The following is a 22,786-nucleotide window of genomic DNA, read 5'->3' on the forward strand; positions in this document are numbered from 1 at the left end:
CGGGATCCTCAGAAGCCTTGGTCGTGGGCTCTGTGTCGCGTCCAGGCGGGTCCTGCGGAGTGGCAACCGCTGGGGTGGGCGCCTCCTGACCGCTGGGCTGGTCCTTCGGGGCGGTGGTGGTCTCGTCAACCTCGGGCGTGGTGTCACTCATGGGGCGTCTCGATTCTCACAGCTGGATGGTGCGGGTGAAACAGATGGTTTCGACGGGCAGTTCGCCGGTGCGCGGCGTGGGGCGCGTGATGGTCACGCACCGGCGCAGGTGCAGCGTCTTGGCATTACCGCAATTGTCGAAGTTGCCGGATGCCGTCAGGCGTAGGCGCCCGTCCACCTTGGTGTAGGCGACCGGGTAGGTCTCGGGATCGCCGTCAGGGTCGCTGTGATGGGTCCACGTGCCGGTGTATTGGGTGGTGTAGGCGTTGAAGCCCGACCAAGGGGAGGTCACGGATGTAGGGGAGGACCAGCCGTTGCCTCCTCCTGTCACCGCCCCCGAGACGGGGATTCCTATGGTGATGGTCACGTCGCTGAACTGCCAGTTCGGCTGGGAGTGGTACACCCAGAGCCCCCAAGTCTCCGGCACGAAGGGATCGTTAGGCCCCTGCAGGCCGGGTTGCGAGTCCCACGTAAGGGTGTCGTTGATAAGCCGGTAGCAGTTCTTCTGGACATTCACCCAGCCTTGGAGGCCGGCTTCCGGGACGGGCTCGCTGGCGGCAACGGAAGGGGCGGCTGCGGCTACGGCCACAGCGGGGAGGCTCCAAGCGGCGCCCTTGGCCAGGGTGCGTCGAGAGACGCCAGACTTGGCGAGTTCAGACATGGTGTTCGGGTCTCCTCGGGGAACTTCTCGTCTTCGTCGACGTTTGGAATGGTCCTCCGACCCATATCGACGTTATAAGCCACTCTAGCAGGATGGATGCTCCCTGCCGCAAGCCGGCCAGTCTGGGCTCAGAACGTGGGATCAACGGCCTCGCTGAGCGCGGCCACGACCGTCGCCCGGTCAGTGTCGGGGATGGCGCCCAAAGTGGAGCTGGCGGCCCGGGACCGGGCGTCCTGTACTTGTTCGGCCAATCGGCGTCCGGCATCCGTCAGGGACAGGAGCCGCACCCGCCGGTCGCCAGGGTCGGGGGAGCGCTCGACCCAGCCGCCCGCGGCGAGGAACTCGACGACGTCGGTCGCCGAGCGAGCGACCACGTGCAGGCGCTCGGCCAAGTCGGCCATCCGGACTGGCTCGAGCCGCGCGATCACGCGCAGCGCGCGCGCCTGGTGCGGGTTGACCGGCAACCCCGTCAACTCCGATGCGTTCGCGCGCCGCAGTCGCCGCGCCGCGCGCAGGATCAGGTCAGCCAACTCGGTGTCGGGAATATCCACGGGACCCTCCGGTGTTGATGAGGTAACCTCAGTATATCGAAAGGAGGCGCCCATGAGTGACATGATCGGAGGACCCGACATGCGTGGCCCGCAGCGGATCGACCCGCGCGACCGCGCCCAGCTCATCGAATCGCCCGTCTCCGCGGCCAGGGTGGCCGCACTCTTCAAGCCCCACGCGGGGGCTCTCGCCATCGTCATCGCCGCGGTCGTCGCGGCGTCCATCGTCGGCCTCGCGCAGCCGTTCCTGCTGCGCGCCGTGATCGACGACGCACTCCCGAACCGCAACACCGAACTGCTCGTGTGGCTCGTCGGCGGCATGGTCGCCGTCGCGATCCTCACCGCCGTGCTCGGCGTCGTGCAGACCTGGCTGGCCACCACGATGGGCCAGCGCGTCATGAGCGCGCTGCGCACCGACGTGTTCAGCCACATCCAGAAGCAGTCCATCAGCTTCTTCAAGCGCACCCGGGGCGGCGAGATCCAGTCCCGCCTCATCAACGACATCGCCGGCCTGCAGTCGGTGATCACGACGACCGCCACGTCGGTCGCGTCCAACCTCACCACCGCCGTCGGAACGGCGGTCGCCATGGTCGTCCTCGACTGGCGCCTCTCCCTGCTCTCGCTCATCGTGCTCCCGCCGGCGATCGCGCTGACCCGCAAGGTCGCGCTGGTCCGCCGCGAGATCACCACCCAGCGGCAGCGCGCGATGGCCGACCTCCACGCGCAGGTTGACGAGGCCCTCAGCGTCAACGGCGCGATGCTCACCAAGACCCTCGGCGCCACCCAGGCCCGGGTCGACGCGTTCTCCGACACCTCGTCCCAGCTGGTCGACCTCGAGGTCCAGAGCCAGCTCGCCGGGCGCTGGCGCATGGCCACGATGGGCATCATCTTCGCCGCCATCCCGGCGCTCATCTACCTCGCCGCCGGCTTCCCGGCCATCACCGGCAACATCACGATCGGCACCGTGGTCGCGTTCACCGCGCTGCAGAGCCAGATCTTCCGCCCGATCATGGGCCTGCTCAACGTCGGCGCCCAGTGGATCAGCTCGATGGCCCTCCTCAGCCGCATCTTCGGCTACCTCGACCTCCCGATCGAGGTCAAGGAGCCCGCCAACCCCACCCCGCTGCCCAAGGACCAGGTCACCGGCCACGTCCGCTTCGAGGGCGTCTCCTACCGCTACCCCGATGGCGAGGTCGACGTGCTCAACGGCATCGACCTCGACCTCACGCCCGGCCGCTCCATCGCGGTCGTCGGCGAGACCGGCTCGGGCAAGTCGACGCTGGCCACGCTGCTGGTCCGCCTCGCCGACCCGACCGCAGGCCGCGTCACCCTCGACGGTGTCGACCTGCGCGACCTGTCCTCGGCCGACCTCGCCGGCGCGATCGGCGTCGTCACCCAGGACACCTACCTCTCGCACACCTCGATCCGTGACAACCTGCTGCAGGCCAAGCCCGACGCCTCGGACGCCGACCTCTGGCTCGCCCTCGACGCGGCCCAGGTGGGGGAGACGGTGCGCCGCCTGCCGGACGGCCTCGACACCATCGTCGGCGCCCGCGGCCACCGCTTCTCCGGCGGTGAGCGCCAGCGCGTCGCGGTCGCCCGCACCCTGCTGGCCGACCCGCGGGTCCTGGTCCTCGACGAGGCCACCAGCGCCCTCGACACCGAGACCGAGCGCGAGTTCCAGGCCGCCCTCGACACCCTCGCCGAAGGGCGCACGACCTTCACCATCGCGCACCGCCTCAGCACGGTGCGGCACGCCGACGAGATCATCGTCCTCGAGCGTGGGCGCATCGTCGAGCGCGGCACCCACGAGGAGCTTCTCGCCGCAGAGGGCAGGTACGCGCTCCTCGCGTCGTAGGCTGGACGCCATGCACACGGCCATCGACCTGGGTCTCGCCCGCGGGCACTGGGTCGCGCCGCGCACGATCGCGTGGCCCAGCGACGGGCTCCCGCCCGGCACCGACCCGGCCACCCTCGACTGGACGCTGCACTGCTCTCCCGACGGCGGCATCGACCCCGACCGGCGTGAGCCCCTCCCCTGGACCACGGTGCCGCTCCGCGTCCAGCCCGGGTCGCTGCCCACGCCACTGCTCGACGAGCACCCGCACCTCGACGCGGCGGTGTCGCTCGCCGTCCCCGACCTGCCCGAGCTCCCCGACCTCCTCCGCGGCCAGGTCGTGGTCACCGCCCGCCACCCCAACGGGCAGCTGGCCGACGCCAGCGGCGTCCAGTTCGCGCCCCTGCTCGACCAGCTGTACCCGGACGCCGTGCGGGCCAGTCTGGGCGTCACCTGGGTCGACGGCCGGCCGGTGCTGCGGGTGTGGGCCCCGACGGCCCACCAGGTGGAGCTCCTGCTGTGGGAGGTGGGGCGCTCGCTCGAGGACGCCCCCGAGCGGGTCGTCATGACCGCGGACGCCGACGGCACCTGGTCCACCACCGGGCATGCGAACTGGAAGGACGCCCGCTACCTGTACGCGGTCACCGTGTTCGCGCCCAGCTTCGGCCGTGTGGTCGAGAACCGCGTCACCGACCCGTACTCGATCGGCCTGACCCTCAACTCGACCCACTCGCTGGTGCTGGACGTCGACGACCCCGCGCTGAAGCCCGCCCTGTGGTCCGACACCCCGATCCCGCCGCTGCGCCACCCGGTCGACCAGGTGGTCTACGAACTGCACGTCCGCGACTTCTCGCGCGCCGACAAGACCGTCCCCGAGGAGCTGCGCGGCACCTTCGCGGCCTTCGCCGTCGACAGCGATGGCACCCGCCACCTGCGCCGCCTCGCCGCGGCGGGCCTCACCTCGGTGCAACTCCTGCCGATCTTCGACTACTCCTCGGTCGAGGAGGACCCCTGCCGGCGCACCGCGCCCGATGAGGAGCGGCTGAAGGCGGCGGCCCCCGACTCCGACGAGCAGCAGGCCCACGTCATCGCGGCGGGGGAGCGTCCCGCCTTCAACTGGGGCTACGACCCGTGGCACCACCAGGTGCCCGAGGGTTCGCTGTGCAGCGAGGCGGCCATCCACGCCGGCGGCCGGGTGCGCGAGGCGCGGCTCATGGTCGGCGCCCTCCACGCGATGGGGCTGCGGGTCGTGCTCGACCAGGTGTACAACCACACCCACGCGGCCGGGCAGGGCGGCACCTCGGTGCTGGACCGCATCGTCCCCGGCTACTACCACCGCCGCGACGAGCGCGGCGCCATCGCCACCTCCACCTGCTGCCCCAACGTCGCCACCGAGCACACGATGGCCGGCAAGCTCATGGTCGACTCGGTCGTGCACTGGGTGCGGCACTACCACGTGGACGGGTTCCGCTTCGACCTGATGGGCCACCATTCGCGCGCCAACATGCTCGCCGTGCGCGCCGCACTGGACGCCCTCACCCTCGAGCGCGACGGCGTCGACGGCCGGGCGGTCACCCTCTACGGCGAGGGCTGGGACTTCGGCGAGGTCGCCGGCAATGCCCGCTTCGTCCAAGCCACCCAGGGCCAGCTCGCGGGCACCCAGATCGCCACGTTCTCCGACCGGCTGCGCGACGCCGTGCGCGGCGGGGGTCCCTTCGACCATGACCCGCGCAAGCAGGGCTTCGCGACCGGGCTGGCCGGGTCGCCCAACGGGGCCGCAACGAACGGGGACGCCGACGCCCAGCGCGACCGGTTGCTCGGCTACACCGACATCATCCAGCTCGGGCTGGCGGGCAACCTGCGCGACTTCACCTTCCTGTCCGCCCGGACCCGGCGTCCGGTGCGGGGCGACCAGGTGCCCTACAAGGGGGTGCTCGCCGCCGGATACGCCGAGGCGCCCGACGAGGTGATCACCTACGTCGACGCCCACGACAACGAGACCCTGTTCGACGCCCTGACCCTCAAGCTGCCCGTGGACGCCCCGATGGCCCAGCGGGTGCGCGCCAACACCCTCGCCCTGGCTGTCGCCACGCTCGGCCAGAGCCCGGTGATGTGGCACGCGGGCACCGACTTCCTGCGATCGAAGTCGCTGGACCGCAACTCCTACACCTCGGGGGACTGGTTCAACTACCTCGACTTCACCCTCTCCGACAACGGGTTCGGCGCCGGCCTGCCCCCGGCCGCCGACAACGCCGACAAGTGGGTCTACATGCGCCCGCTCCTGGTCGACCCGGCGCTGAAGCCGTCCGCGGCCGACATGCGCCTGTCGCACGAGATGTGCCTCGACCTGCTGCGCCTGCGCGCTTCGAGCCCGCTGTTCCGGCTGGCCGACCCGGCGCAGGTGCACGTCAAGGTGATCTTCCCGGTGTCGGGCACGTGGGCCCAGCAGCCCGGCGTGGTCGTGATGGTGCTGGATGACACCCGCGGCGTCCCGGTCGACGAACGATGGGCCACGCTGGTCGTCGTGTTCAACGCCAACCCGTGGCCGGTGCGCCAGCTGGTGCCGCCCGTGGTCGGTCGTCCGTGCCGGCTGCACCCGGTGTTGGCCGAGGGTGCCGACCCGGTCGTCCGGGCGTCCCGCTGCGACGACGGGCAGTTCTCGGTCCCCGGCCTGACGACGGCGGTGTTCGTCGAGCCGCGCTGATCGGCGACCTTGCGCTTTCGACCGACGCCATGCGAGTCAGGACGCCGCGGCTGTCGGTCGAAATCGGCAGTCGCTGCGCGTCAGCGGACGGTGTGGATACCCCGCGTGCGCAGGCTCAAGCCTGTGGACGCCGCCGCTTGGGTGACCGAACTCCCGCTCGTCCGCCCAACCTCCGGGCATGGACCAACCGCCCACGTTCCCCGAGGCCGGCGAAAGCCGATCCCCTCGGGCCCTCCGCGACGAAGCGCGCCGGGTCGAGCGGGAGAGACGCGAGCTCCTGGCCGAGGAGCTCGCAGCCCCCTACGACGGAGTGGTCACCCTCGCGATCCTGCTGGCGGCCGGTCTCACCCGCGGCCAGATCGAGGCCCAGGTCGCGCGAGGCGCCTGGCATCGGCTCGGCCGACACACCGTCGCGGTGCGCGGTCAGGCACTCGCCGGCCGCGCGCGCTGGTGGCACGCGCTGTGGGAGTCCGGGAGGCACGCCGCCCTCGACGGTGCGACCGCGCTGCTGGCGGCAGGTCTCAAGGGGTGGAGTGGGCGAGACATCGACGTGACGGTGCCCAACAACGCCCGGGTGCGACCGATTCCCGGGGTCCGGCACCACCGCCTCCGGGAGCAGGCGCCGACGGTGGGGGCGCTGCGACGGACGCGCCCCGAAGTGGCTGCGATCCGGGCGGCCCAGTGGGCCGTGTCCGATGCGGAGGCGGCCACCGTCCTCGCCATGGCGGTGCAGCAACGACTCGTGTCCCCGGGGGCCTTGCTCGAACGCTGGCGGCGGGTGGGTTACTCGGGGCGACGCGAGTTCCTGGACGTCGTCATCGAGGACATCTGCAACGGCGCCGAGTCGTTGGGGGAACTGGACTTCGCCCGCATGTGCCGCGCACGTGGTCTGCCCGAGCCCAGTCGCCAGGTGCTCAGGACGGGGCCCCGGGGGCGCGCCTACCTCGACGTGTTCTGGGACGACGAGGGTGTCCACGTGGAGATCCACGGCGCGCACCACTACGCCGGCCTGACGCCGGTCGAGGACGCGCTGCGGGCCAACGACCTCGCCATCAGCGGTGGCGACGAGATCCATCTCCAGGTGCCCGTCCTGGGTCTGCGGCTGTCCGGACGCCGGTCGGTCCTCCTGGATCAGGTCGAGCGGGCCCTCGTTGAAGGGCGCCGCCGGGCCGCCCGGCGCTCCAGCACCCAGTGACCGACGATTTCGACCGACGCCGGTTGTGTCGGGACTCCGCCAGTGTCGGTCGAAAGCCGCGGTCAGGGCGCGCCGGCACTCGATGGTCTCGATTTTGTACTGAGTACTAGAACAAGGTGGTGCCGGGCGGCCGGTAGCCCTACTCTGAGCGGGAATCCCTTCACCGGTGAGGGGATCGAGCTCAGAGGGGGCCCTTCCATGGCTGAGACGATGACCCGCGCGCAGCGGCTGGACCGGCTGCCGTTCACCCGCAAGCACGGCAAGTTGCTGGTCGGGTCCGGCGTCGGCTGGGCCCTGGACGCCATGGACGTCGGCCTCATCTCGTTCGTCATGGCCGCGCTCGGCGCCCAGTGGGGCCTCGCCCCCGACATGCTCGGCTACATCGCCATGATCGGCTTTGTCGGCATGGCCGTCGGCGCCTCGCTCGGCGGCTGGCTCGCCGATCGGTTCGGCCGCCGCAACGTGTTCGCGCTGACGCTGGTCGTGTACGGCATCGCAACCGGGGCATCCGCCCTCGTGCCGGGACCCGAGGGCATCGGCATCATGGCGGCGGTCGCGATCCTCGCCACGCTGCGCTTCTTCGTCGGCCTCGGCCTGGGTGCCGAGCTGCCCGTGGCGTCCACGCTCGTCAGCGAGTACGCGCCCAAGGCGATCCGCGGACGCGTCATCGTCGGCCTGGAGGCCTTCTGGGCCGTCGGCTGGATCATGGCGGCACTGCTCGGCTACTTCCTCATCCCCGTGAGCGAGGACGGCTGGCGTTGGGCCCTCGGCGTGGGCATCGTGCCGACCCTGTACGCGCTGTACGTCCGCTTCGGGCTGCCGGAGTCGGTCCGCTACCTCGAGAAGCAGGGCCGCGTCGAGGAGGCCGAGGCCGCCGTCCGCATCTACGAGGAGGCCGCGAACGTCCCCGCCGTGCCCAGCCCGGACCAGGGGGCGTCCGCCAACACCGCGACCGAGTCCATCTGGTCGCCGCAGTACCGCGTCCGCACCGCAGCCCTGTGGATCGTGTGGTTCTGCATCAACCTGTCCTACTACGGCGCCTTCATCTGGATCCCGAGCATCCTCGTCGGGCGGGGCTTCCCGCTGGTGCGCAGCTTCGGCTTCACGCTGATCATCACGCTGGCCCAGCTGCCCGGCTACGCGGTCGCCGCCTGGCTCATCGAGGTGTGGGGACGCCGCATCACCCTGTCGGTGTTCCTGCTCGGCTCGGCGATCTCCGCGGGCCTGTTCGGCTTCGCGCCCACCGAGACCCTCATCATCGTCTTCGGCTGCATGCTGTCCTTCTTCAATCTCGGCGCCTGGGGTGCGCTGTACGCGGTGGGCCCGGAGCTCTACCCGACCGGCGTCCGGGGCACCGGCACCGGCGCGGCCGCCGGGTTCGGGCGTATCGCGTCCATCATCACGACCTCGCCGTGGTTCGTGCCGGTCCTCCTCGCCGTGGGCGGCGTGGCGCTGCCGTTCAGCGTGTTCGGCGTCGCGTTCCTCATCGCCGCGGGTGCGGCGCTGCTGCTGCCCGAACAGCGGGGAACGGCGCTGGCCGCCTGACCCCTTCCGCCGAGCCCTCGGCGAACGGGTTTGGCAACTACAGCCGCATCGGGCACGCGCCCGGCCACGGTGCCCTAGGCTCCGAACGAAGCAGTTTGCTTGCCTGATCGCCGACCGGAGGAATACTTCGACCATGTCTGAACTCACCTGGACCGAACTCGACCGCAAGGCGGTCGACACCGCGCGTGTGCTGGCCGCGGATGCCGTCGAGAAGGTCGGCAACGGCCACCCAGGCACCGCGATCTCTCTGGCCCCGCTGGCCTACCTGCTCTACCAGAAGGTCATGAAGGGCGACCCCGCCGACGACCGCTGGCTCGGCCGCGACCGCTTCGTCCTGTCCGCGGGCCACAGCTCGATCACGCAGTACTCCCAGCTGTTCCTGGCCGGCTACGGCCTCGAGATGGCCGACCTGCAGGCGCTGCGCACGTGGAACTCCAAGACCCCCGGCCACCCCGAGTTCGGCTGGACCAAGGGCGTCGAGTGCACCACCGGCCCGCTGGGCGCCGGCGTCGCCAACGCGGTCGGCTTCGCGATGAGCGCCCGCCGCGTCCGCGAGATGCTCGACCCGAGCGCCGTCCCGGGCGAGTCGGTCTTCGATCACGACGTCTACTGCATCGCCGGTGACGGCTGCATGCAGGAGGGCGTGGCGTCCGAGGCGTCCTCGCTGGCCGCCACCCAGAACCTGGGCAACCTGTTCCTGTTCTACGACGACAACCGGATCTCGATCGAGGGCGACACCAAGATCGCGTTCTCCGAGGACGTCCAGGCGCGCTACGCCGCGTACGGCTGGGACACGTACCACGTCGACTTCACCAACGGCTTCACCACGTACGAGGAGAAGGTCGCCGAGCTCTACGACGTCATCGAGAAGGCGCGCGCGGTCAAGGACAAGCCGCACTTCATCAAGGTCACCACGATCATCGGCTGGCCGCTGCCCAACAAGGCCGGTGACCACAGTGTCCACGGCTCCAAGCTGGGCGGCGACGAGATCGGCGCGATGAAGGAGCTGCTCGGCTTCGAGAACACCCCGTTCGCGATCGACGACGCCGTCGTGGCCTACACCCGCCAGAACGCCGCCGACCGGGCCGCCGAGGCCAAGGCCGAGTGGGAGCCCCGCTACCAGGCGTGGCGCGAGGCCAACGCCGACGGCGCCAAGCTGCTCGACCGCATCCTGGCCAAAGAGGCCCCCGAGGGCCTCGACGAGGCGCTCCCGGTCTTCGAGCCCGGCTCGCTGGCCACGCGCGCGGCGTCCGGACAGGTGCTCAACGCGCTGGCGTCCGCGGTGCCCGAGCTGTGGGGTGGCTCGGCCGACCTCGCCGGCTCGAACAACACCACGATGAAGGGCGTCGACTCCTTCATCCCCGAGGAGCGCAGCAGCCACGACTTCACCGGACGCCCCGGCGGCCGGACGCTGCACTTCGGCATCCGCGAGCACGCCATGGGCAACATCATCAATGCGATGGCCATGGACGGGCTGACCCGGCCCTACGGCGCCACGTTCCTGGTGTTCTCCGACTACATGCGGACGCCGCCGCGCCTGGCCGCGCTGAGCCACGTCAACCCGGTGTACGTGTGGACGCACGACTCCGTCGGCGTCGGCGAGGACGGCCCCACCCACCAGCCGGTGGAGCACGTGATGAGCCTGCGGCTCATGCCGGGCCTCAACGTCGTCCGCCCGGGCGACGCCAACGAGACCGCCCAGGCGTGGGCGCAGATCCTGCGAACCAAGGACCACCCGTCTGCGCTGATCCTCTCCCGTCAGAACATGACCACCTTCGACCGCTCCGAGGGCTCCGGCTTCGCCGCGGCGTCCGGCGTGGCCAAGGGTGGCTACGTCCTGAAGGAGGCCTCGGCCGAGCCCAAGGTCATCCTCGTCGGCACGGGCTCGGAGCTGGAGCTCGCCGTCGCCGCGGCCGAGAAGCTCGAGGGCGAGGGCGTCCCCGCCCGCGTCGTCTCGCTGCCCTGCGTCGAGTGGTTCAAGGAGCAGGACGAGGCCTACCAGGCCGAGGTGCTGCCCACCGATGTCCCGAAGGTCGTCATCGAGGCCGGCACCCCGGTCGGCTGGAAGGACCTGCTGGGCGCCAACACCGAGGCCGTCGGGATCGACCACTACGGCGCCTCGGCCGACGCCAAGACGCTGTTCAAGGAGTTCGGCATCACCGCCGACGCCGCGGTGGAGAAGGCGAAGGCCCTGATCGGCTGATCGTCGACCGACTGCACGAGGGGCGCCACCCGCTGGGGTGGCGCCCCTCGCGCGTGGCGGCGTTGCCAACCTGTGACCCGACCGATTCGGAACTGTCAGCCCGCTGAATTACGATGTCGCGGAGGAAGCCAGCACCAGGAGCCGCATGACCGACCACCCCACCCAGCCCTTGCCCACCGTCGAACCGCGCAGGCGGGGCGGCGGGCGCCTGGCCGCGATCATCGCCGGCGGGGTCGTGCTGCTGGCCGGCGGCGCCTACGGTGCCGGCTACGCGATGGCGGGCGAGACCCTGCCGCCGAAGACCGTCATCGAGGGCGTCCCCGTGGGCGGGCTGGCACCGGCCGACGCTGAGGCGAAGCTGGTCCAGGAGCTGGCGGCCAAGGCCGACGCCCCCATGACGCTCACCTCCGGCGAGCACGCGATCAGCAAGGCCCCCGCCGACCTCGGGCTGGGGGTGGACGCCGCGGGCTCGGTCCGTCAGGCGGCCACCGGGAAGTCGTTCGACCCGCGCGTGATCTGGGATAACCTCACCGGCGGCACCGACCACCCGGCCGTGGTGGCGCGTGACGACGAGAAGCTGGCGGCCGCGGCGTCCGAGCTGGCGCAGCTGGTCAACGCCGAGCCGGTCAACGCCGAGCTCGCGATGGTCGAGGGCACCCCCACGCTCACCGAGGGCGCCAACGGGCGCACGCTCGACGCGGCGGCGACGCAGGAAGCGCTGGCCGAGGCCTACCTCCACCAGACCGACGTCACCGCGGTCGTGGAGGAGAACGAGCCCGACATCACCACCGCCGAGGCGCAGGAGACGCTCGACACCGTCGCCACCCCGGCCCTGTCGGCCCCCATCACCGTCGCGGCGGGTGACAAGACCTTCGAGGTCACGCCCGAGATGATCGCCCCGGCGCTCACCTTCGAGCCGGCCGACGGCTCGATCAAGGTCAACGTCGACCAGGACGTGCTGCTGGAGCAGGCGACCAAGTCGATCGCCGGCCTGGGCCTCGACGAGCCGAAGGACGCGAGCTTCACCTTCGAGGGCGGCAAGCCCAAGATCATCCCGTCCGTCGACGGCATGGGCGTCGACAAGGAGGAGTTCGCGAAGGTCGTCCAGGAGGCGATGGTCAAGCCGTCCGAGCGCACCGCCACGGTGACCGTCGCCCAGCAGAAGGCGAAGTTCACCACCGAGATGGCCGAGAAGCTCGGCGTCAAGGAGATCACCGGCGAGTTCACCACCTACTACCCCGCCACCGCCTACCGCATCACCAACATCGGCAAGTCGGCGCGCCTGATCAACGGGGTGTTGCTCAAGCCCGGTGAGGTCTTCGACATGAACAAGGTGCTCGGCCCCCGCACGCTCGCGCGCGGCTGGGCGGCCGGCGGTGCCATCGACGGCGGCCGCGTCGTCGAGCGCATGGGCGGCGGCATCTCGCAGACCACCACGACGACCTTCAACGCCATGTTCTTCGCCGGGCTGGAGGACATCTACCACAAGCCCCACTCGCTGTACTTCAGCCGCTACCCGATGGGGCGTGAGGCGACGCTCGACTACAACTCGGTCGACATGAAGTTCAGGAACGACACCGAGTACGGCGTCCTGATGCAGGCCTTCACCAACAACCCCAAGCAGGGTGCGCAGGGTTCGATCACCGTGCGCGTGTGGTCGACCAAGAAGTACGACGTCAAGGCGACGAACCCGGTCCAGAGCAACTTCAAGGACCCGGGCCCCGCCATCAAGGACGACTCCGCGATCTGCAGCCCCCAGAGCGCCATGCGGGGCTTCACCGTGACCTACAACCGCCAGTTCTTCCAGAACGGCAAGCTGGTCCGCACCGAGCCCTTCAAGTGGACGTACAACACGCTCACCCCGGTGGAGTGCACCAACCCGAACGCCAAGCGCGACCGCATCGAGCGCTGACGCGGGCGCGGGTCACACCCGCGTGAACCCCTCCGGCGCGGAGTCGCCGCGCACCTGGACCGAGCGCGCCCCCATGCGGGTGGCCCACCAGGCCGCGGCGACGACGACGTCCTCCGGTGCCGACGGCAGCGTCACCCACTCGCCCTCGAAGCGCGCCCGGGCGTCCCCGAAGGTGGCCCACTCGCCCCACGGTGGAACCGAAACCGGCGGCGTCCGGCCCTTGAGGAGGGTCGAGATCCGCCCCACCCAGCAGTCACCGGACGCCCCGGCCCGGTCGGCGAGGTCGTCCAGCAGGTCGCGGGGCGCGGACTCGGGACGGCGTCCCAGGGCTACCGCCACGCGGCGGATCGCCCGCACCCGCTCCCGCGGCACGACGTGCTCGAGACCCCGGCGGTCAATGACCCCGACGGCGGCGGCGTCCAGCGAAGTCACGAAGCCCAACACCTCGGCCGGACCCTGCTCGCCGGCCACCAGCAGGCTCACCCGTTCACCCAGCGCAAGGGCGGGGGAGAGGGCGGCGACGACATCGTCGGACGGCTGCATCGAACCTCCTGCGAGCGGTTGTACAGTGGGCGCATCCCATTGTCGGGGACGAGCAAGGAGACATCTGCAATGACCTATGTGATCACCCAGCCGTGCGTCGACCTGAAGGACCTCGCGTGCGTCGAGGAGTGCCCGGTCGACTGCATCTACGAGGGCAATCGCATGCTCTACATCCACCCCGACGAGTGCGTCGACTGCGGCGCCTGCGAGCCGGTCTGCCCGGTCGAGGCCATCTACTACGAGGACGACGTCCCCGCCGACCAGGCCCAGTTCTACGACGCCAACGTGAAGTTCTTCGACACGATCGGCAGCCCCGGCGGCGCCGCCAAGATGGGCAAGATCGACGCCGACCACCCGATCGTCGAGGCGCTCCCGCCCCAGGGCGAGTGAGCGCCGGGCTGTCGGGCCGCCTGCCCGACTTCCCCTGGGACACCATCGCGGCCGCCCGGGCCACCGCCCGGGCGCACCCCGACGGCATCTGCGACCTGTCGGTCGGCACGCCCGTCGACCCGGTGCCCGAGGCCGCGATCCGCGCCCTGTCCGACGCTGCGGCCGACTGGGCCGGCTACCCCACGGTGTGGGGGACGCCCGCGCTGCGCCAGGCGATCCGCGAGTACATGGAGCGCCGGTGGTCCTCGGTGCCGCTGCGCGACGAGAACGTCCTGCCGGTCATCGGCACCAAGGAGCTCGTCGCCCACCTCCCGCTCCAGCTCGGCGTGGGCCCCGGCGACACGGTCGTGATCCCCACGACCGCCTACCCGACCTACGAGGTCGGCGCGCGCATCGCGGGCGCCGAGGTGCTGGCCACCGACGACCCCGACGAGGCGGCGGCCGCGCGCCCCGCGCTCATCTGGATCAACTCCCCGGCCAACCCGCACGGCGCGACGCTCGACCCGGCGCAGCTCAGGCGCTGGGTGGACGCCGCCCGCTCGGTCGGTGCCCCCCTGGCCTCCGACGAGTGCTACGGCGAGTTCGGCTGGGACGCCGAGCCCGTCAGCGTGCTGCACCCTGACGTGTGCGGCGGGACGCCGCAGGGCCTGATCGCCGCCCACTCGCTCAGCAAGCGCAGCAACATGGCCGGCTACCGGGCGGGCTTCCTCGCCGGGTGCGCGGGCCTGCTGGGCGAGCTGCTCGAGGTGCGCAAGCACTCCGGCCTGATGGTCCCCGGCCCGGTGCAGGACGCCATGATGACCCTGCTGGGCGACCACGACCACGTCGAGGAGCAGCGCCGCCGCTACCTCGACCGGCGCGCGGTGCTGAGGCCGGCGCTCGAGGCGGCCGGGTTCAGGATCGACCACTCCGAGGGGTCGCTGTACCTGTGGGCCACCCGGGGCGAGGACTGCCGCGCCACCGTCGACTGGCTGGCCGAGCGCGGCATCCTCGCCGCGCCGGGAGACTTCTACGGCGCGGCCGGGCGGCAGCACGTGCGGATCGCGCTCACGGCGTCCGACGAGCGGATCGCGGCAGCGGCAGCCCGCTTGGCCTGACCGCCGCGGCGAAGCGGGAGGCACGACCAGGGCTTGGGTTCTTCAGCGTTTCGCCGTGGGGGTCGGCGCGTTGTCGAAGGTGATGGTGACGGTGGTGGCGTCGGTGGTCTCGCCGAGCCACGGTGCGAACGAGGTGGTGCTGGCCGTCCAGTGGCGCCCGCCGACCTCGACGCTCCCCAGCCCGTAACGGGCGTGGTTGGCGACGGCGAGGTGGGCGGCCGACCACGCGAGCTCGGAGTCGGCGGCCTTGACCGTCACCGTGGTGCCGGTGCGCGACACCTTGCTCGACTCGGGCAGCGTCTTCTCCAGGAACTCCGCGAGCCCCGCCGGGTCGCCGGGCGGGGGAGCCTTCACCAGGCAGGTGAACGACGCGGGCGTCTCGCCCGTCAGCGCCGACGCCAGCCGGCGCGCGTTCTCGACGTGGCGGACGTAGCCCTTCGGGTGCCCCGACCGCTGGACCGCCTGCGCGACGTCGTTGACGTCGCCGCTGCGCCAGTTCGGCACCTTGACCAGGGCGTCGTAGAACTTGCCCGAGGCGTAGTAGGGCTCCTGCACCTGCTCCTCGGTGCCCCAGCCCTGCGACGGCCGCTGCTGGAACAGCCCCAGGGAGTCGCGGTCGCCGTAGTCGATGTTGAGCATCCCCGACTCCTGGTACACCGTCGCCAGCGCGATCGTGGACGCCCTCGGCGCCAGCCCGCGCTGCGTGGCGACGCCCACGATGATCGAGGCGTAGTGCGCCTGCTCGGGCGAGATCGGCACGGTGAGGTCGGCGACGTGCGCCGTGCACTGGTCGGCCAGCGGCAGCGGCTTCTTCTGGTAGGCGTACAGCACCGCCAGCCCCGCCACGACCGCCACCGCGAACAGCGCCGTCACCAGCAGGGCGACGACCACGCGCCGGATGGCCCCCAACGCGCGCCTCAGTTCGCGTGCAGGGCGGCGTTGAGCTCCACGACCTGCCCCTGGCGCGGCTTGACGGCCACGGCGCCGGTGACGGAGTCGCGGTAGAACAGCAGCCCGTTCGTGCCGGACAGTTCGGCGGCCTTGGCCACCGCGCCGTCGGGGAGGGTGACCTTGGTGCCCGCCGTCACGTACAGGCCGGCCTCGACGACGCAGTCGTCGCCCAGCGAGATGCCGATTCCGGCGTTGGCGCCGAGCAGGCACCGCTCGCCGACCGAGACCTGCTCCTTGCCGCCGCCGGACAGCGTGCCCATGATCGAGGCGCCGCCGCCCACGTCGGAACCGTCCCCGACCACGACGCCGGCCGAGATGCGGCCCTCGACCATCGAGGCGCCGAGCGTGCCGGCGTTGAAGTTCACGAAGCCCTCGTGCATGACCGTGGTGCCCTCGGCCAGATGGGCGCCAAGCCGGACGCGGTCGGCGTCGGCCACCCGCACGCCCGACGGCACGACGTAATCGACCATGCGCGGGAACTTGTCCACGCCGAACACCGTCAAGTGACCGTGCGTGGCGCGCAGCGCGGCCCGCTTCTCCTCGAAGCCCTCGACCGCGCAGGGGCCGGCCGAGGTCCACACCACGTTGGGCAGGACGCCGAAGATACCGTTCAGGTTGATCGTGCGCGGCGCGCACAGGCGGGCCGAGAGCAGGTGCAGGCGCAGGTAGGCATCAGCCACGGACGCCGGTGCGGCGTCCAGGTCGACCTCGGTGCGCACGACCTCGAGCCGGACGCCGCGGGTCTCGTCGGTGCCCTCCGCGGCCTTCAGGGTGGCCGGGGCGTCCTCGCCGGTCGCGGCACCCAGCGCGGGCGAGGGGTACCAGACGTCGAGCACGTCACCGGAGGTCGTCGTCGTGGCCAGGCCCCAGCCCCAGGCGGGGCGCACGGAAGTCGTCATGACGACCAGCCTACCGACCGGGGTCAGGACCAGGTCACCGTGGCCGGCTGCTTGGTCAGGTCCACGGTGTAGGTGCGCTCGCCCTTCATCGGGGCGGTCGCCTCGGTGGTGAGGCCGTCGCGGCTGACCGTCGCGGTCGCGTTCACCTCGAAGGGGAAGGTGCCGGTGGCCAGCATGGTCTCTGGGTCCAGGGTCGGGGCGAAGCCGGCCCACGGGTCGTTGACCTGCGCGAACTTCACCGAACCCTCGGCCACCTCGACGCCGGTGGTGTCGACGCCGAACGGGCAGTTCGCGGGGCGCGACTCGGTGGCGGCGAGGCACTCGTCGAAGCGGCCCTTGACCGCGCCGAACACGGTGTCGGTGCCCAGCTGGGACAGTCCCACGGTCAGGTCGAGGACCGACTCGAGCTGGGCGGGGGTGGACACGACGGCGGTCGGCTCGCCGGTCAGGGCCACCAGGTCGGAGACCGGGGCGGCGGTGTAGGTGCCCGGGAACACGGGGTTGACCTCCTCGGTCAGCTCCACGCCGTTGACGGTGAGCGCCCGGCGCTCGGGGACGGTGAGGTCGGCGGTGCCGTCGGCCACCTTCCAGGACCCGCCCTGCTCGGTGAGGGTGATGGTCGTGCTGACCGGCTCGCCACCGAGCAGGTAGCTGACGCCCACCGTGGGCGCGGTCTCGGTGCCGCCCAGCTCGCCGGCCTGGACGTCGGTGATCGGCGTCGCCTCGTGGGCCTTGGCCAGCACCTCGTCCGTCAGCAGGGTCGTGGACGCCGGCTGCTCGGCCAGCTGCGCGAGCGCGCCCGCGGCGTCCCCGTCGGCGACGGCCTGCAGGTAGCCGACCGCGGCCCCCCGCATGGCGTTCTCGCGGTTCTGCCGACTGGTGGTGACCGCGAACCAGGCGACGCCGGCCATCAGGGCCAGGACCAGCACGGCCGAGGCGATCCACACCAGCGGGCTGGGGCCGGGGGCGGGCTGCTCCACCGCCAGGACGGCGGTGGCCTCGTCCGACGGCTCGTCCGCGAACGGGGTCGGCAGGGCCTGGGTGGGCTCGTCGGGGTGGTTCATTGCTGACTCCTCGTGAGGTCGGGGACCACCGAACATCTTGCCACGCCCCCGCGGCTAGGCTGCGCCCATGCGCCTCGACCTCACCGCGGACCTGCCCGACCTGCTCATGGCGATCACCGACATCGAGTCGGTCAGCGGCAACGAGGGGCCGCTCGCGGACGCCGTGGCCACAGCCCTGTCCGCCCACCCGCACCTGGTCGTGGAGCGGGACGGTGACGCGGTCGTCGCCCGCACCGACCTCGGCCGCGGGACGCGGGTCGTGGTGGCCGGCCACCTGGACACCGTGCCCGTGGCGGCCAACCTGCCCTCGTGGCGGGAGGGCGACCTCATCTACGGCCGGGGCACGTGCGACATGAAGGGGGGCGTCGCGGTGATGCTCGCGGCCGCCGCCGAACTGTCCGCGCCGCGCCACGACGTGACCTGGATCTTCTACGACAGCGAGGAGGTCGAGGCGGTCAAGAACGGCCTCGGACGCCTGGCCCGGACCCGCCCCGACCTGTTGGCCGGCGACTTCGCCGTGCTGATGGAGCCCACCGGCGCCCGCATCGAGGGGGGCTGCCAGGGGACGCTGCGCTTCGAGGTGACCACCACCGGAACCGCCGCGCACTCGGCGCGGAGCTGGCTGGGGCACAACGCCATCCACGACGCGGGCGCCCTGCTGCGCACGCTGTCCGACTACACGCCGCGCACGGTGGAGGTCGAGGGGCTGGAGTATCGCGAGGGGCTGAACGCCGTGGGGATCACCGGGGGGATCGCGGGCAACGTCATCCCCGACCGGTGCGCGATCACGGTCAACTTCCGGTTCGCGCCCGACCGCAGCATCGAGGACGCCAAGGCCCACTGCGTCGAGGTCTTCGCGGGCCACGAACTGGTCTTCACCGACGAGTCGCCCGCCGCGCGGCCGGGGCTCGATCGCCCGGCGGCCGCCGAGTTCCTGGCGGCGGTCGGCGGTGAGCCTCGGGCCAAGTACGGGTGGACCGACGTGGCGCGCTTCTCGGCCCTGGGCGTCCCCGCGGTCAACTTCGGCCCCGCCGACCCGGGCAAGGCGCACACCGACGACGAGTTCTGCCCGGTCGCCGACCTCCACACCTGCCACGACGCCCTGCTGCGCTGGCTGTCCTGACGGCTAGGCTGCCGACGTGGCCAAGAACAAGGGCAAGCGGCGCGGCACGCGCCACCAGGGGCCGGTGATCCGTCGGCACGACCAGGTGCAGTCGACCACCACCGACCAACGGCTGCTCGAGAGCCGCGGGGACACCGACTGGGTGCACTCCGACCCTTGGCGCGTCATGCGGATCCAGTCCGAGTTCGTCGAGGGCTTCGGCACCCTGGCCAAGGTCGGCCCCGGGATCAGCGTGTTCGGCTCGGCGCGCACGCCGAAGGACCACCCGATGTACGCCGCGGCCGTCGAGCTCGGCGCGCGGCTGGCCCAGGCCGACTACGCCACCATCACCGGCGGCGGCCCCGGGATCATGGAGGCCGCCAACAAGGGCGCCCTCGAGGCCGGGGGCGTCTCGGTCGGCCTCGGCATCGAGCTCCCCTTCGAGGACCAGCTCAACCAGTACGTCTCCCTCGGCATCAACTTCCGCTACTTCTTCGTGCGCAAGGTGATGTTCCTGAAGTACTCCGAGGGGTTCATCGTGATGCCGGGCGGGTTTGGCACGTTCGACGAGCTGTTCGAGGCACTCACCCTGGTGCAGACCCGCAAGATCACCCGGTTCCCGATCGTGCTGTTCGGCACGAGCTACTGGGCGGGCCTGGTCGACTGGCTGCGGCAGGAGGTCGAGGGCTCGGCCTACATCAGCCCCGGCGACCTCGACATGCTGCACCTCACCGACGACATCGACGAGGCCGTTGCGATCGTCACCAGCTACCGCGAGAACGGCGCGCTGCCCGAGCCGCCCGTGGAGGGCTGAGCGCGGTGGAGTGGTTCGTGGGCGGCCTGGTCGTCGTCGTGCTGGGGCTGGCCGCCGTCGCCGGGAGCGGACGCTTCGGGTCGATGCCGCCGCCCGTCCACGACAGCCCGGTGATCGAGCTGCCCGACGGCGACCTCACGGGAACCGACCTGCGGGGCGTCCAGTTCGCCGTGGTGCCCCGTGGCTACTCGATGGCGCAGGTCGACGACCTGCTGGCCCGCCTGTCGCGCCAGCTCGACGGCCCGCCGCCGGAGGCCATCGGGGAGGCGCCGCACGCTCCTTTGGGCACGTCTGCGATAATGGAACCCAGTGAGTTCTCGCAGTCTGGCAGAGAGGGAGAACATGGCAGCAATGAAGCCCCGCACGGGTGAGGGCCCCATCGAGGTCGCGAAGGAGTCCCGCGTCATCGCGATGCGGATCCCGGCCGATGGCGGTGGCCGCCTCGTGATCGAGATGAACGCGACTGAGGCAGCCGAGCTGCTCGAGGCCCTCAAGAGCGTCGTCGGCTGAGCGGCGGTCCCACGCACGAACGAGCGCGTCCCCCGGGTGAACCACCCGGGGGACGCGCTCGTTCGTGCTCGGCTCAGGCCTTCGCCGCGCGGTGCGCGATCGCGGCCTTGTAGACCTCGACGGTCTCCTGGGCGATCTTCTCCCAGCTGAACTCGTCGATGCAGCGCTGGCGGCCGGCCAGCCCCATGGCGCGGGCGCGCTCGCGGTCGCGGGTCAACTCGTTGACCTTGGCCGCGAAGGTGGCCTCGAACGTGGCGATGTAGTCGGCGTCACCGGCCTGCTTCGGGTCGTAGGGGACCAGCAGGCCCGTCTCTCCGTCGACGACGACCTCGGGGATGCCGCCCACGGCCGAGGCCACGACCGGGATCTCGCAGGCCATGGCCTCGAGGTTCACGATGCCCAGCGGCTCGTAGATGGACGGGCACGCGAAGACCGTCGAGTGGGTGAGCACCTGACGGACGGCCGCGCGCGGGAGCATCTCCTGCACCCACTTCACCCCGCTGCCGCGCAGCTCGTCGAGCTCGGCGAAGGCGCCGTTGAACTCGGCGGCGATCTCGGGGGTGTCGGGCGCGCCCGCCAGCAGCAGCACCTGCGTGTCGGAGTCGAACGCCCGGGCCGCGCGGACCAGGTGGATGAGGCCCTTCTGGCGGGTGATGCGGCCGACGAAGGTCACGATCGGCTTGGACAGGTCCACGCCGAGGCCCTCGATCACGTCGGTGGCGGGGTCGGGCTTGAACTCCTCGGGGTCGATGCCGTTCTTCACGACGTGGATGCGCTCACGCTCGACGAAGGGGTAGGCGTCCTGGATGTTCTTGATCATGGCCGCCGACACGGCGATGACGGCGTCCGCGTTCTCGTAGGCGGTCTTCTCGATCCAGCTGGAGACGCGGTAGCCGCCGCCGAGCTGCTCCACCTTCCAGGGGCGGTCGGGCTCGAGGCTGTGCGCGGTCACGACCAGCGGGATGTCCTGGAACTCGGACGCGATGATGCCAGCGAACTGGGCGTACCAGGTGTGGGCGTGCACGACGTCGACCTCGGGGATCGCGGCGGCCATCGCCACGTCGGCGCCGAGCGTGCGGATGGCGCCGTTCGCCCCGGCGGGGTAGTCCTCGGCGTGAGCGGTCGCGCCTTCGCGGGGCTCGCCCATGCACTGGACGTCGACCAGGTCGGTGAACTTCTCCAACTGGGGGACGAGCTGCCCGACGTGGACGCCGGCGCCGCCATAGATGAACGGGGGGTACTCACGTGTGAGGATCGAAACGCGCATGGCCCGATCGTGTCACACCGTGCACCCCGGCGAGGGGAAACGGGCGAGACGGCACGCGGGGGCGAGCGCCGGGTGACGATGGGGTGATCATTCTCCGATTTCAGCGCCGTTCGCCCTCGGGGTGGCCTAGGTTGGGTTCATGCGCAATCGACCGAATGTCCTGTCGATTGTCCTGGCCGGTGGCGAGGGCAAGAGGCTGATGCCCCTCACCGCCGACCGGGCCAAGCCGGCGGTTCCCTTTGGCGGCACGTACCGCCTCATCGACTTCGTCCTGTCCAACCTGGCGAATTCCGGCCTGACGAAGATGGCCGTCCTCACCCAGTACAAGTCCCACTCCCTCGACCGGCACATCGCCCAGACGTGGCGCATGTCGACGTTGCTGGGCAGCTTCGTGGCCTCGGTGCCCGCGCAGCAGCGCACGGGCAAGCAGTGGTACATGGGCAGTGCCGATGCCATCTACCAGTCCCTGAACCTCATCACGGACGAGGATCCGGACTACATCGTGGTCTTCGGAGCCGACAACATCTACCGCATGGACGTCAGCGCCATGCTGGAGGCGCACATCGACTCCGGTCTGGAGTGCACCGTGGCCGGCATCCGCGTGCCGCGCTCCGAGGCGTCCGCCTTCGGCATCATCGACGCCGCGGACGACGCCAAGATCCTCCAGTTCCTCGAGAAGCCGGCCGACCCGCCGGGGCTGCCGGACAGCCCGGACGAGTCGTTCGCGTCCATGGGCAACTACATCTTCACCCGCAAGGCGTTCGTGGAGATGCTCAAGGCGGACGCCGAGGACCCGGACTCCAAGCACGACATGGGCGGCAACGTCGTCCCGTTCTTCGTGAACAAGGGCCAGGCCCAGGTGTACGACTTCACCAAGAACGACGTCCCCGGCTCGACCGACAAGGACCGCAACTACTGGCGGGACGTCGGCACCATCGACGCCTACCACGCGGCCCACATGGACCTCGTCAGCGTCGACCCCGAGTTCAACCTCTACAACCGGCACTGGCCGATCTTCACGCAGCAGTACCAGGCCCCGGGCGCGAAGTTCACCCTCCGCGGTACCGCCGAGGACTCGATCGTCTCGGCCGGCTGCATCATCTCCGGCGGCGACGTCGACCGCTCCGTCCTCAGCCCGAACGTCGTCGTCGACAAGTGGGCGAAGGTGGAGGAGTCGGTGGTCTTCTCCGGTGCCCGCGTCGGTCGCAACGCCGTCGTCCGCCGCGCGATCCTCGACAAGGGCGTGCACGTGGAGGACGGCGCCGAGATCGGCGTCAACCGGGACGCCGACCTGGCGCGTGGCTTCCATGTGTCCGACTCCGGCATCACGGTCGTCAGCAAGGGCGGCAGCGTCCTCGCCTGACCAGCACGGCGGACGGCCCCGCGGGATCACT

At 71.1% G+C, this 22,786-nt stretch carries 19 protein-coding genes and 1 pseudogene; 13 read left to right on the forward strand and 7 right to left on the reverse strand.

Annotation, left to right across the window (positions count from 1 at the left end):
- Nucleotides 1-166: 166 nt before the first annotated feature.
- Together J4N02_RS04865 and J4N02_RS04870 are read right to left on the reverse strand one after the other, a co-directional pair.
- Nucleotides 167-811: a hypothetical protein gene (locus tag J4N02_RS04865; RefSeq protein ID WP_188332598.1), complete on the reverse strand. Its 645-nt coding sequence runs from the start codon at nucleotides 809-811 to the stop codon at nucleotides 167-169.
- A 128-nt stretch (nucleotides 812-939) separates the two neighbouring features.
- Nucleotides 940-1,362 carry a MarR family winged helix-turn-helix transcriptional regulator gene (locus tag J4N02_RS04870; protein WP_188332599.1) on the reverse strand — a complete coding sequence of 141 codons (423 nt, stop codon included), beginning with the start codon at nucleotides 1,360-1,362 and terminating at the stop codon, nucleotides 940-942.
- Between the two features lie 52 nt (nucleotides 1,363-1,414).
- On the opposite strand from J4N02_RS04870, the gene J4N02_RS04875 reads away from it, so the two are divergent.
- From J4N02_RS04875 to J4N02_RS04900, 6 genes are all read left to right on the forward strand, one after another.
- The gene (locus J4N02_RS04875) at nucleotides 1,415-3,217 is read left to right on the forward strand and encodes an ABC transporter ATP-binding protein (protein ID WP_188332600.1); all 1,803 of its coding nucleotides are present in this window, start codon (nucleotides 1,415-1,417) and stop codon (nucleotides 3,215-3,217) included.
- Nucleotides 3,218-3,227: 10 nt separating this feature from the next.
- A complete protein-coding gene (gene pulA / locus J4N02_RS04880) occupies nucleotides 3,228-5,900 on the forward strand; it encodes a pullulanase-type alpha-1,6-glucosidase (protein WP_188332601.1) in 2,673 nt (890 codons plus the stop codon).
- 178 nt (nucleotides 5,901-6,078) lie between these two features.
- Complete coding sequence (locus J4N02_RS04885; protein ID WP_208091133.1) at nucleotides 6,079-7,095, forward strand: hypothetical protein; 1,017 nt, start codon at nucleotides 6,079-6,081, stop codon at nucleotides 7,093-7,095.
- 198 nt (nucleotides 7,096-7,293) lie between these two features.
- A complete protein-coding gene (locus J4N02_RS04890; protein ID WP_188332602.1) occupies nucleotides 7,294-8,640 on the forward strand; it encodes an MFS transporter in 1,347 nt (448 codons plus the stop codon).
- Nucleotides 8,641-8,773: 133 nt separating this feature from the next.
- The gene (gene tkt, locus J4N02_RS04895; protein WP_188332603.1) at nucleotides 8,774-10,843 is read left to right on the forward strand and encodes a transketolase; all 2,070 of its coding nucleotides are present in this window, start codon (nucleotides 8,774-8,776) and stop codon (nucleotides 10,841-10,843) included.
- A 145-nt stretch (nucleotides 10,844-10,988) separates the two neighbouring features.
- On the forward strand, nucleotides 10,989-12,755 hold the full coding sequence (locus J4N02_RS04900; protein WP_188332604.1) for a VanW family protein: 1,767 nt from the start codon (nucleotides 10,989-10,991) through the stop codon (nucleotides 12,753-12,755).
- A gap of 12 nt (nucleotides 12,756-12,767) precedes the next feature.
- Here J4N02_RS04900 and J4N02_RS04905 read toward each other — a convergent pair whose 3' ends face one another.
- The gene (locus J4N02_RS04905) at nucleotides 12,768-13,298 is read right to left on the reverse strand and encodes a hypothetical protein (protein WP_188332605.1); all 531 of its coding nucleotides are present in this window, start codon (nucleotides 13,296-13,298) and stop codon (nucleotides 12,768-12,770) included.
- Nucleotides 13,299-13,367: 69 nt separating this feature from the next.
- On the opposite strand from J4N02_RS04905, the gene fdxA reads away from it, so the two are divergent.
- Nucleotides 13,368-13,688 (forward strand): ferredoxin, encoded by a 321-nt coding sequence (fdxA, locus tag J4N02_RS04910; RefSeq protein ID WP_182814463.1) that lies wholly within the window; start codon nucleotides 13,368-13,370, stop codon nucleotides 13,686-13,688.
- A complete protein-coding gene (gene dapC, locus J4N02_RS04915; protein ID WP_188332606.1) occupies nucleotides 13,685-14,785 on the forward strand; it encodes a succinyldiaminopimelate transaminase in 1,101 nt (366 codons plus the stop codon). Before fdxA ends, dapC begins: the two co-directional genes overlap by 4 nt.
- A 42-nt stretch (nucleotides 14,786-14,827) precedes the next feature.
- Here the strand turns inward: dapC and J4N02_RS04920 are convergent, their stop codons facing one another.
- The 3 genes from J4N02_RS04920 to J4N02_RS04930 are packed head-to-tail and all read right to left on the reverse strand — an operon-like array spanning nucleotide 14,828 to nucleotide 17,699.
- On the reverse strand, nucleotides 14,828-15,694 hold the full coding sequence (locus J4N02_RS04920) for a hypothetical protein (protein ID WP_188332607.1): 867 nt from the start codon (nucleotides 15,692-15,694) through the stop codon (nucleotides 14,828-14,830).
- Nucleotides 15,695-15,702: 8 nt separating this feature from the next.
- Entirely contained in the window at nucleotides 15,703-16,635 is a 933-nt protein-coding gene (dapD, locus tag J4N02_RS04925) for a 2,3,4,5-tetrahydropyridine-2,6-dicarboxylate N-succinyltransferase (RefSeq protein ID WP_188332608.1), read from the reverse strand.
- A gap of 23 nt (nucleotides 16,636-16,658) precedes the next feature.
- Nucleotides 16,659-17,699 carry a hypothetical protein gene (locus tag J4N02_RS04930; RefSeq protein WP_188332609.1) on the reverse strand — a complete coding sequence of 347 codons (1,041 nt, stop codon included), beginning with the start codon at nucleotides 17,697-17,699 and terminating at the stop codon, nucleotides 16,659-16,661.
- Nucleotides 17,700-17,766: 67 nt separating this feature from the next.
- On the opposite strand from J4N02_RS04930, the gene dapE reads away from it, so the two are divergent.
- The 4 genes and pseudogenes from dapE to J4N02_RS04950 all read left to right on the forward strand — a co-directional run bounded on the left by dapE (nucleotide 17,767) and on the right by J4N02_RS04950 (nucleotide 20,125).
- Nucleotides 17,767-18,822 (forward strand): succinyl-diaminopimelate desuccinylase, encoded by a 1,056-nt coding sequence (gene dapE, locus J4N02_RS04935; protein WP_188332610.1) that lies wholly within the window; start codon nucleotides 17,767-17,769, stop codon nucleotides 18,820-18,822.
- A 16-nt stretch (nucleotides 18,823-18,838) separates the two neighbouring features.
- Nucleotides 18,839-19,615 carry a TIGR00730 family Rossman fold protein gene (locus tag J4N02_RS04940; protein WP_188332611.1) on the forward strand — a complete coding sequence of 259 codons (777 nt, stop codon included), beginning with the start codon at nucleotides 18,839-18,841 and terminating at the stop codon, nucleotides 19,613-19,615.
- 5 nt (nucleotides 19,616-19,620) lie between these two features.
- Nucleotides 19,621-19,854 (forward strand): annotated as a pseudogene (locus tag J4N02_RS17360) (DivIVA domain-containing protein); the annotation flags it as partial.
- Nucleotides 19,855-19,957: 103 nt separating this feature from the next.
- Nucleotides 19,958-20,125 (forward strand): DUF3117 domain-containing protein, encoded by a 168-nt coding sequence (locus J4N02_RS04950; RefSeq protein ID WP_131167178.1) that lies wholly within the window; start codon nucleotides 19,958-19,960, stop codon nucleotides 20,123-20,125.
- Nucleotides 20,126-20,198: 73 nt separating this feature from the next.
- Here J4N02_RS04950 and glgA read toward each other — a convergent pair whose 3' ends face one another.
- Nucleotides 20,199-21,392, reverse strand: coding sequence for a glycogen synthase (gene glgA, locus J4N02_RS04955; protein WP_188332612.1), 1,194 nt, complete (start codon nucleotides 21,390-21,392; stop codon nucleotides 20,199-20,201).
- Nucleotides 21,393-21,531: 139 nt separating this feature from the next.
- On the opposite strand from glgA, the gene glgC reads away from it, so the two are divergent.
- The gene (gene glgC / locus J4N02_RS04960) at nucleotides 21,532-22,755 is read left to right on the forward strand and encodes a glucose-1-phosphate adenylyltransferase (protein WP_188332613.1); all 1,224 of its coding nucleotides are present in this window, start codon (nucleotides 21,532-21,534) and stop codon (nucleotides 22,753-22,755) included.
- The last annotated feature ends 31 nt before the right edge of the window (nucleotides 22,756-22,786 follow it).

It is taken from the genome of Propioniciclava sp. MC1595, assembly GCF_017569205.1.
Taxonomy (GTDB): domain Bacteria; phylum Actinomycetota; class Actinomycetes; order Propionibacteriales; family Propionibacteriaceae; genus Propioniciclava.

What these genes read in the sequence shown, in the direction of transcription:
- J4N02_RS04885 (WP_208091133.1), top strand. Translation starts at nt 6,079, where the DNA reads ATGGACCAACCGCCCACGTTCCCCGAGGCCGGCGAAAGCCGATCCCCT.
- glgA (WP_188332612.1), bottom strand. Translation starts at nt 21,392, where the DNA reads ATGCGCGTTTCGATCCTCACACGTGAGTACCCCCCGTTCATCTATGGC.
- tkt (WP_188332603.1), top strand. Translation starts at nt 8,774, where the DNA reads ATGTCTGAACTCACCTGGACCGAACTCGACCGCAAGGCGGTCGACACC.
- J4N02_RS04930 (WP_188332609.1), bottom strand. Translation starts at nt 17,699, where the DNA reads ATGAACCACCCCGACGAGCCCACCCAGGCCCTGCCGACCCCGTTCGCG.
- glgC (WP_188332613.1), top strand. Translation starts at nt 21,532, where the DNA reads ATGCGCAATCGACCGAATGTCCTGTCGATTGTCCTGGCCGGTGGCGAG.
- J4N02_RS04875 (WP_188332600.1), top strand. Translation starts at nt 1,415, where the DNA reads ATGAGTGACATGATCGGAGGACCCGACATGCGTGGCCCGCAGCGGATC.
- pulA (WP_188332601.1), top strand. Translation starts at nt 3,228, where the DNA reads ATGCACACGGCCATCGACCTGGGTCTCGCCCGCGGGCACTGGGTCGCG.
- dapE (WP_188332610.1), top strand. Translation starts at nt 17,767, where the DNA reads ATGCGCCTCGACCTCACCGCGGACCTGCCCGACCTGCTCATGGCGATC.
- J4N02_RS04900 (WP_188332604.1), top strand. Translation starts at nt 10,989, where the DNA reads ATGACCGACCACCCCACCCAGCCCTTGCCCACCGTCGAACCGCGCAGG.
- J4N02_RS04890 (WP_188332602.1), top strand. Translation starts at nt 7,294, where the DNA reads ATGGCTGAGACGATGACCCGCGCGCAGCGGCTGGACCGGCTGCCGTTC.
- J4N02_RS04905 (WP_188332605.1), bottom strand. Translation starts at nt 13,298, where the DNA reads ATGCAGCCGTCCGACGATGTCGTCGCCGCCCTCTCCCCCGCCCTTGCG.
- J4N02_RS04950 (WP_131167178.1), top strand. Translation starts at nt 19,958, where the DNA reads ATGGCAGCAATGAAGCCCCGCACGGGTGAGGGCCCCATCGAGGTCGCG.
- dapD (WP_188332608.1), bottom strand. Translation starts at nt 16,635, where the DNA reads ATGACGACTTCCGTGCGCCCCGCCTGGGGCTGGGGCCTGGCCACGACG.
- J4N02_RS04865 (WP_188332598.1), bottom strand. Translation starts at nt 811, where the DNA reads ATGTCTGAACTCGCCAAGTCTGGCGTCTCTCGACGCACCCTGGCCAAG.
- fdxA (WP_182814463.1), top strand. Translation starts at nt 13,368, where the DNA reads ATGACCTATGTGATCACCCAGCCGTGCGTCGACCTGAAGGACCTCGCG.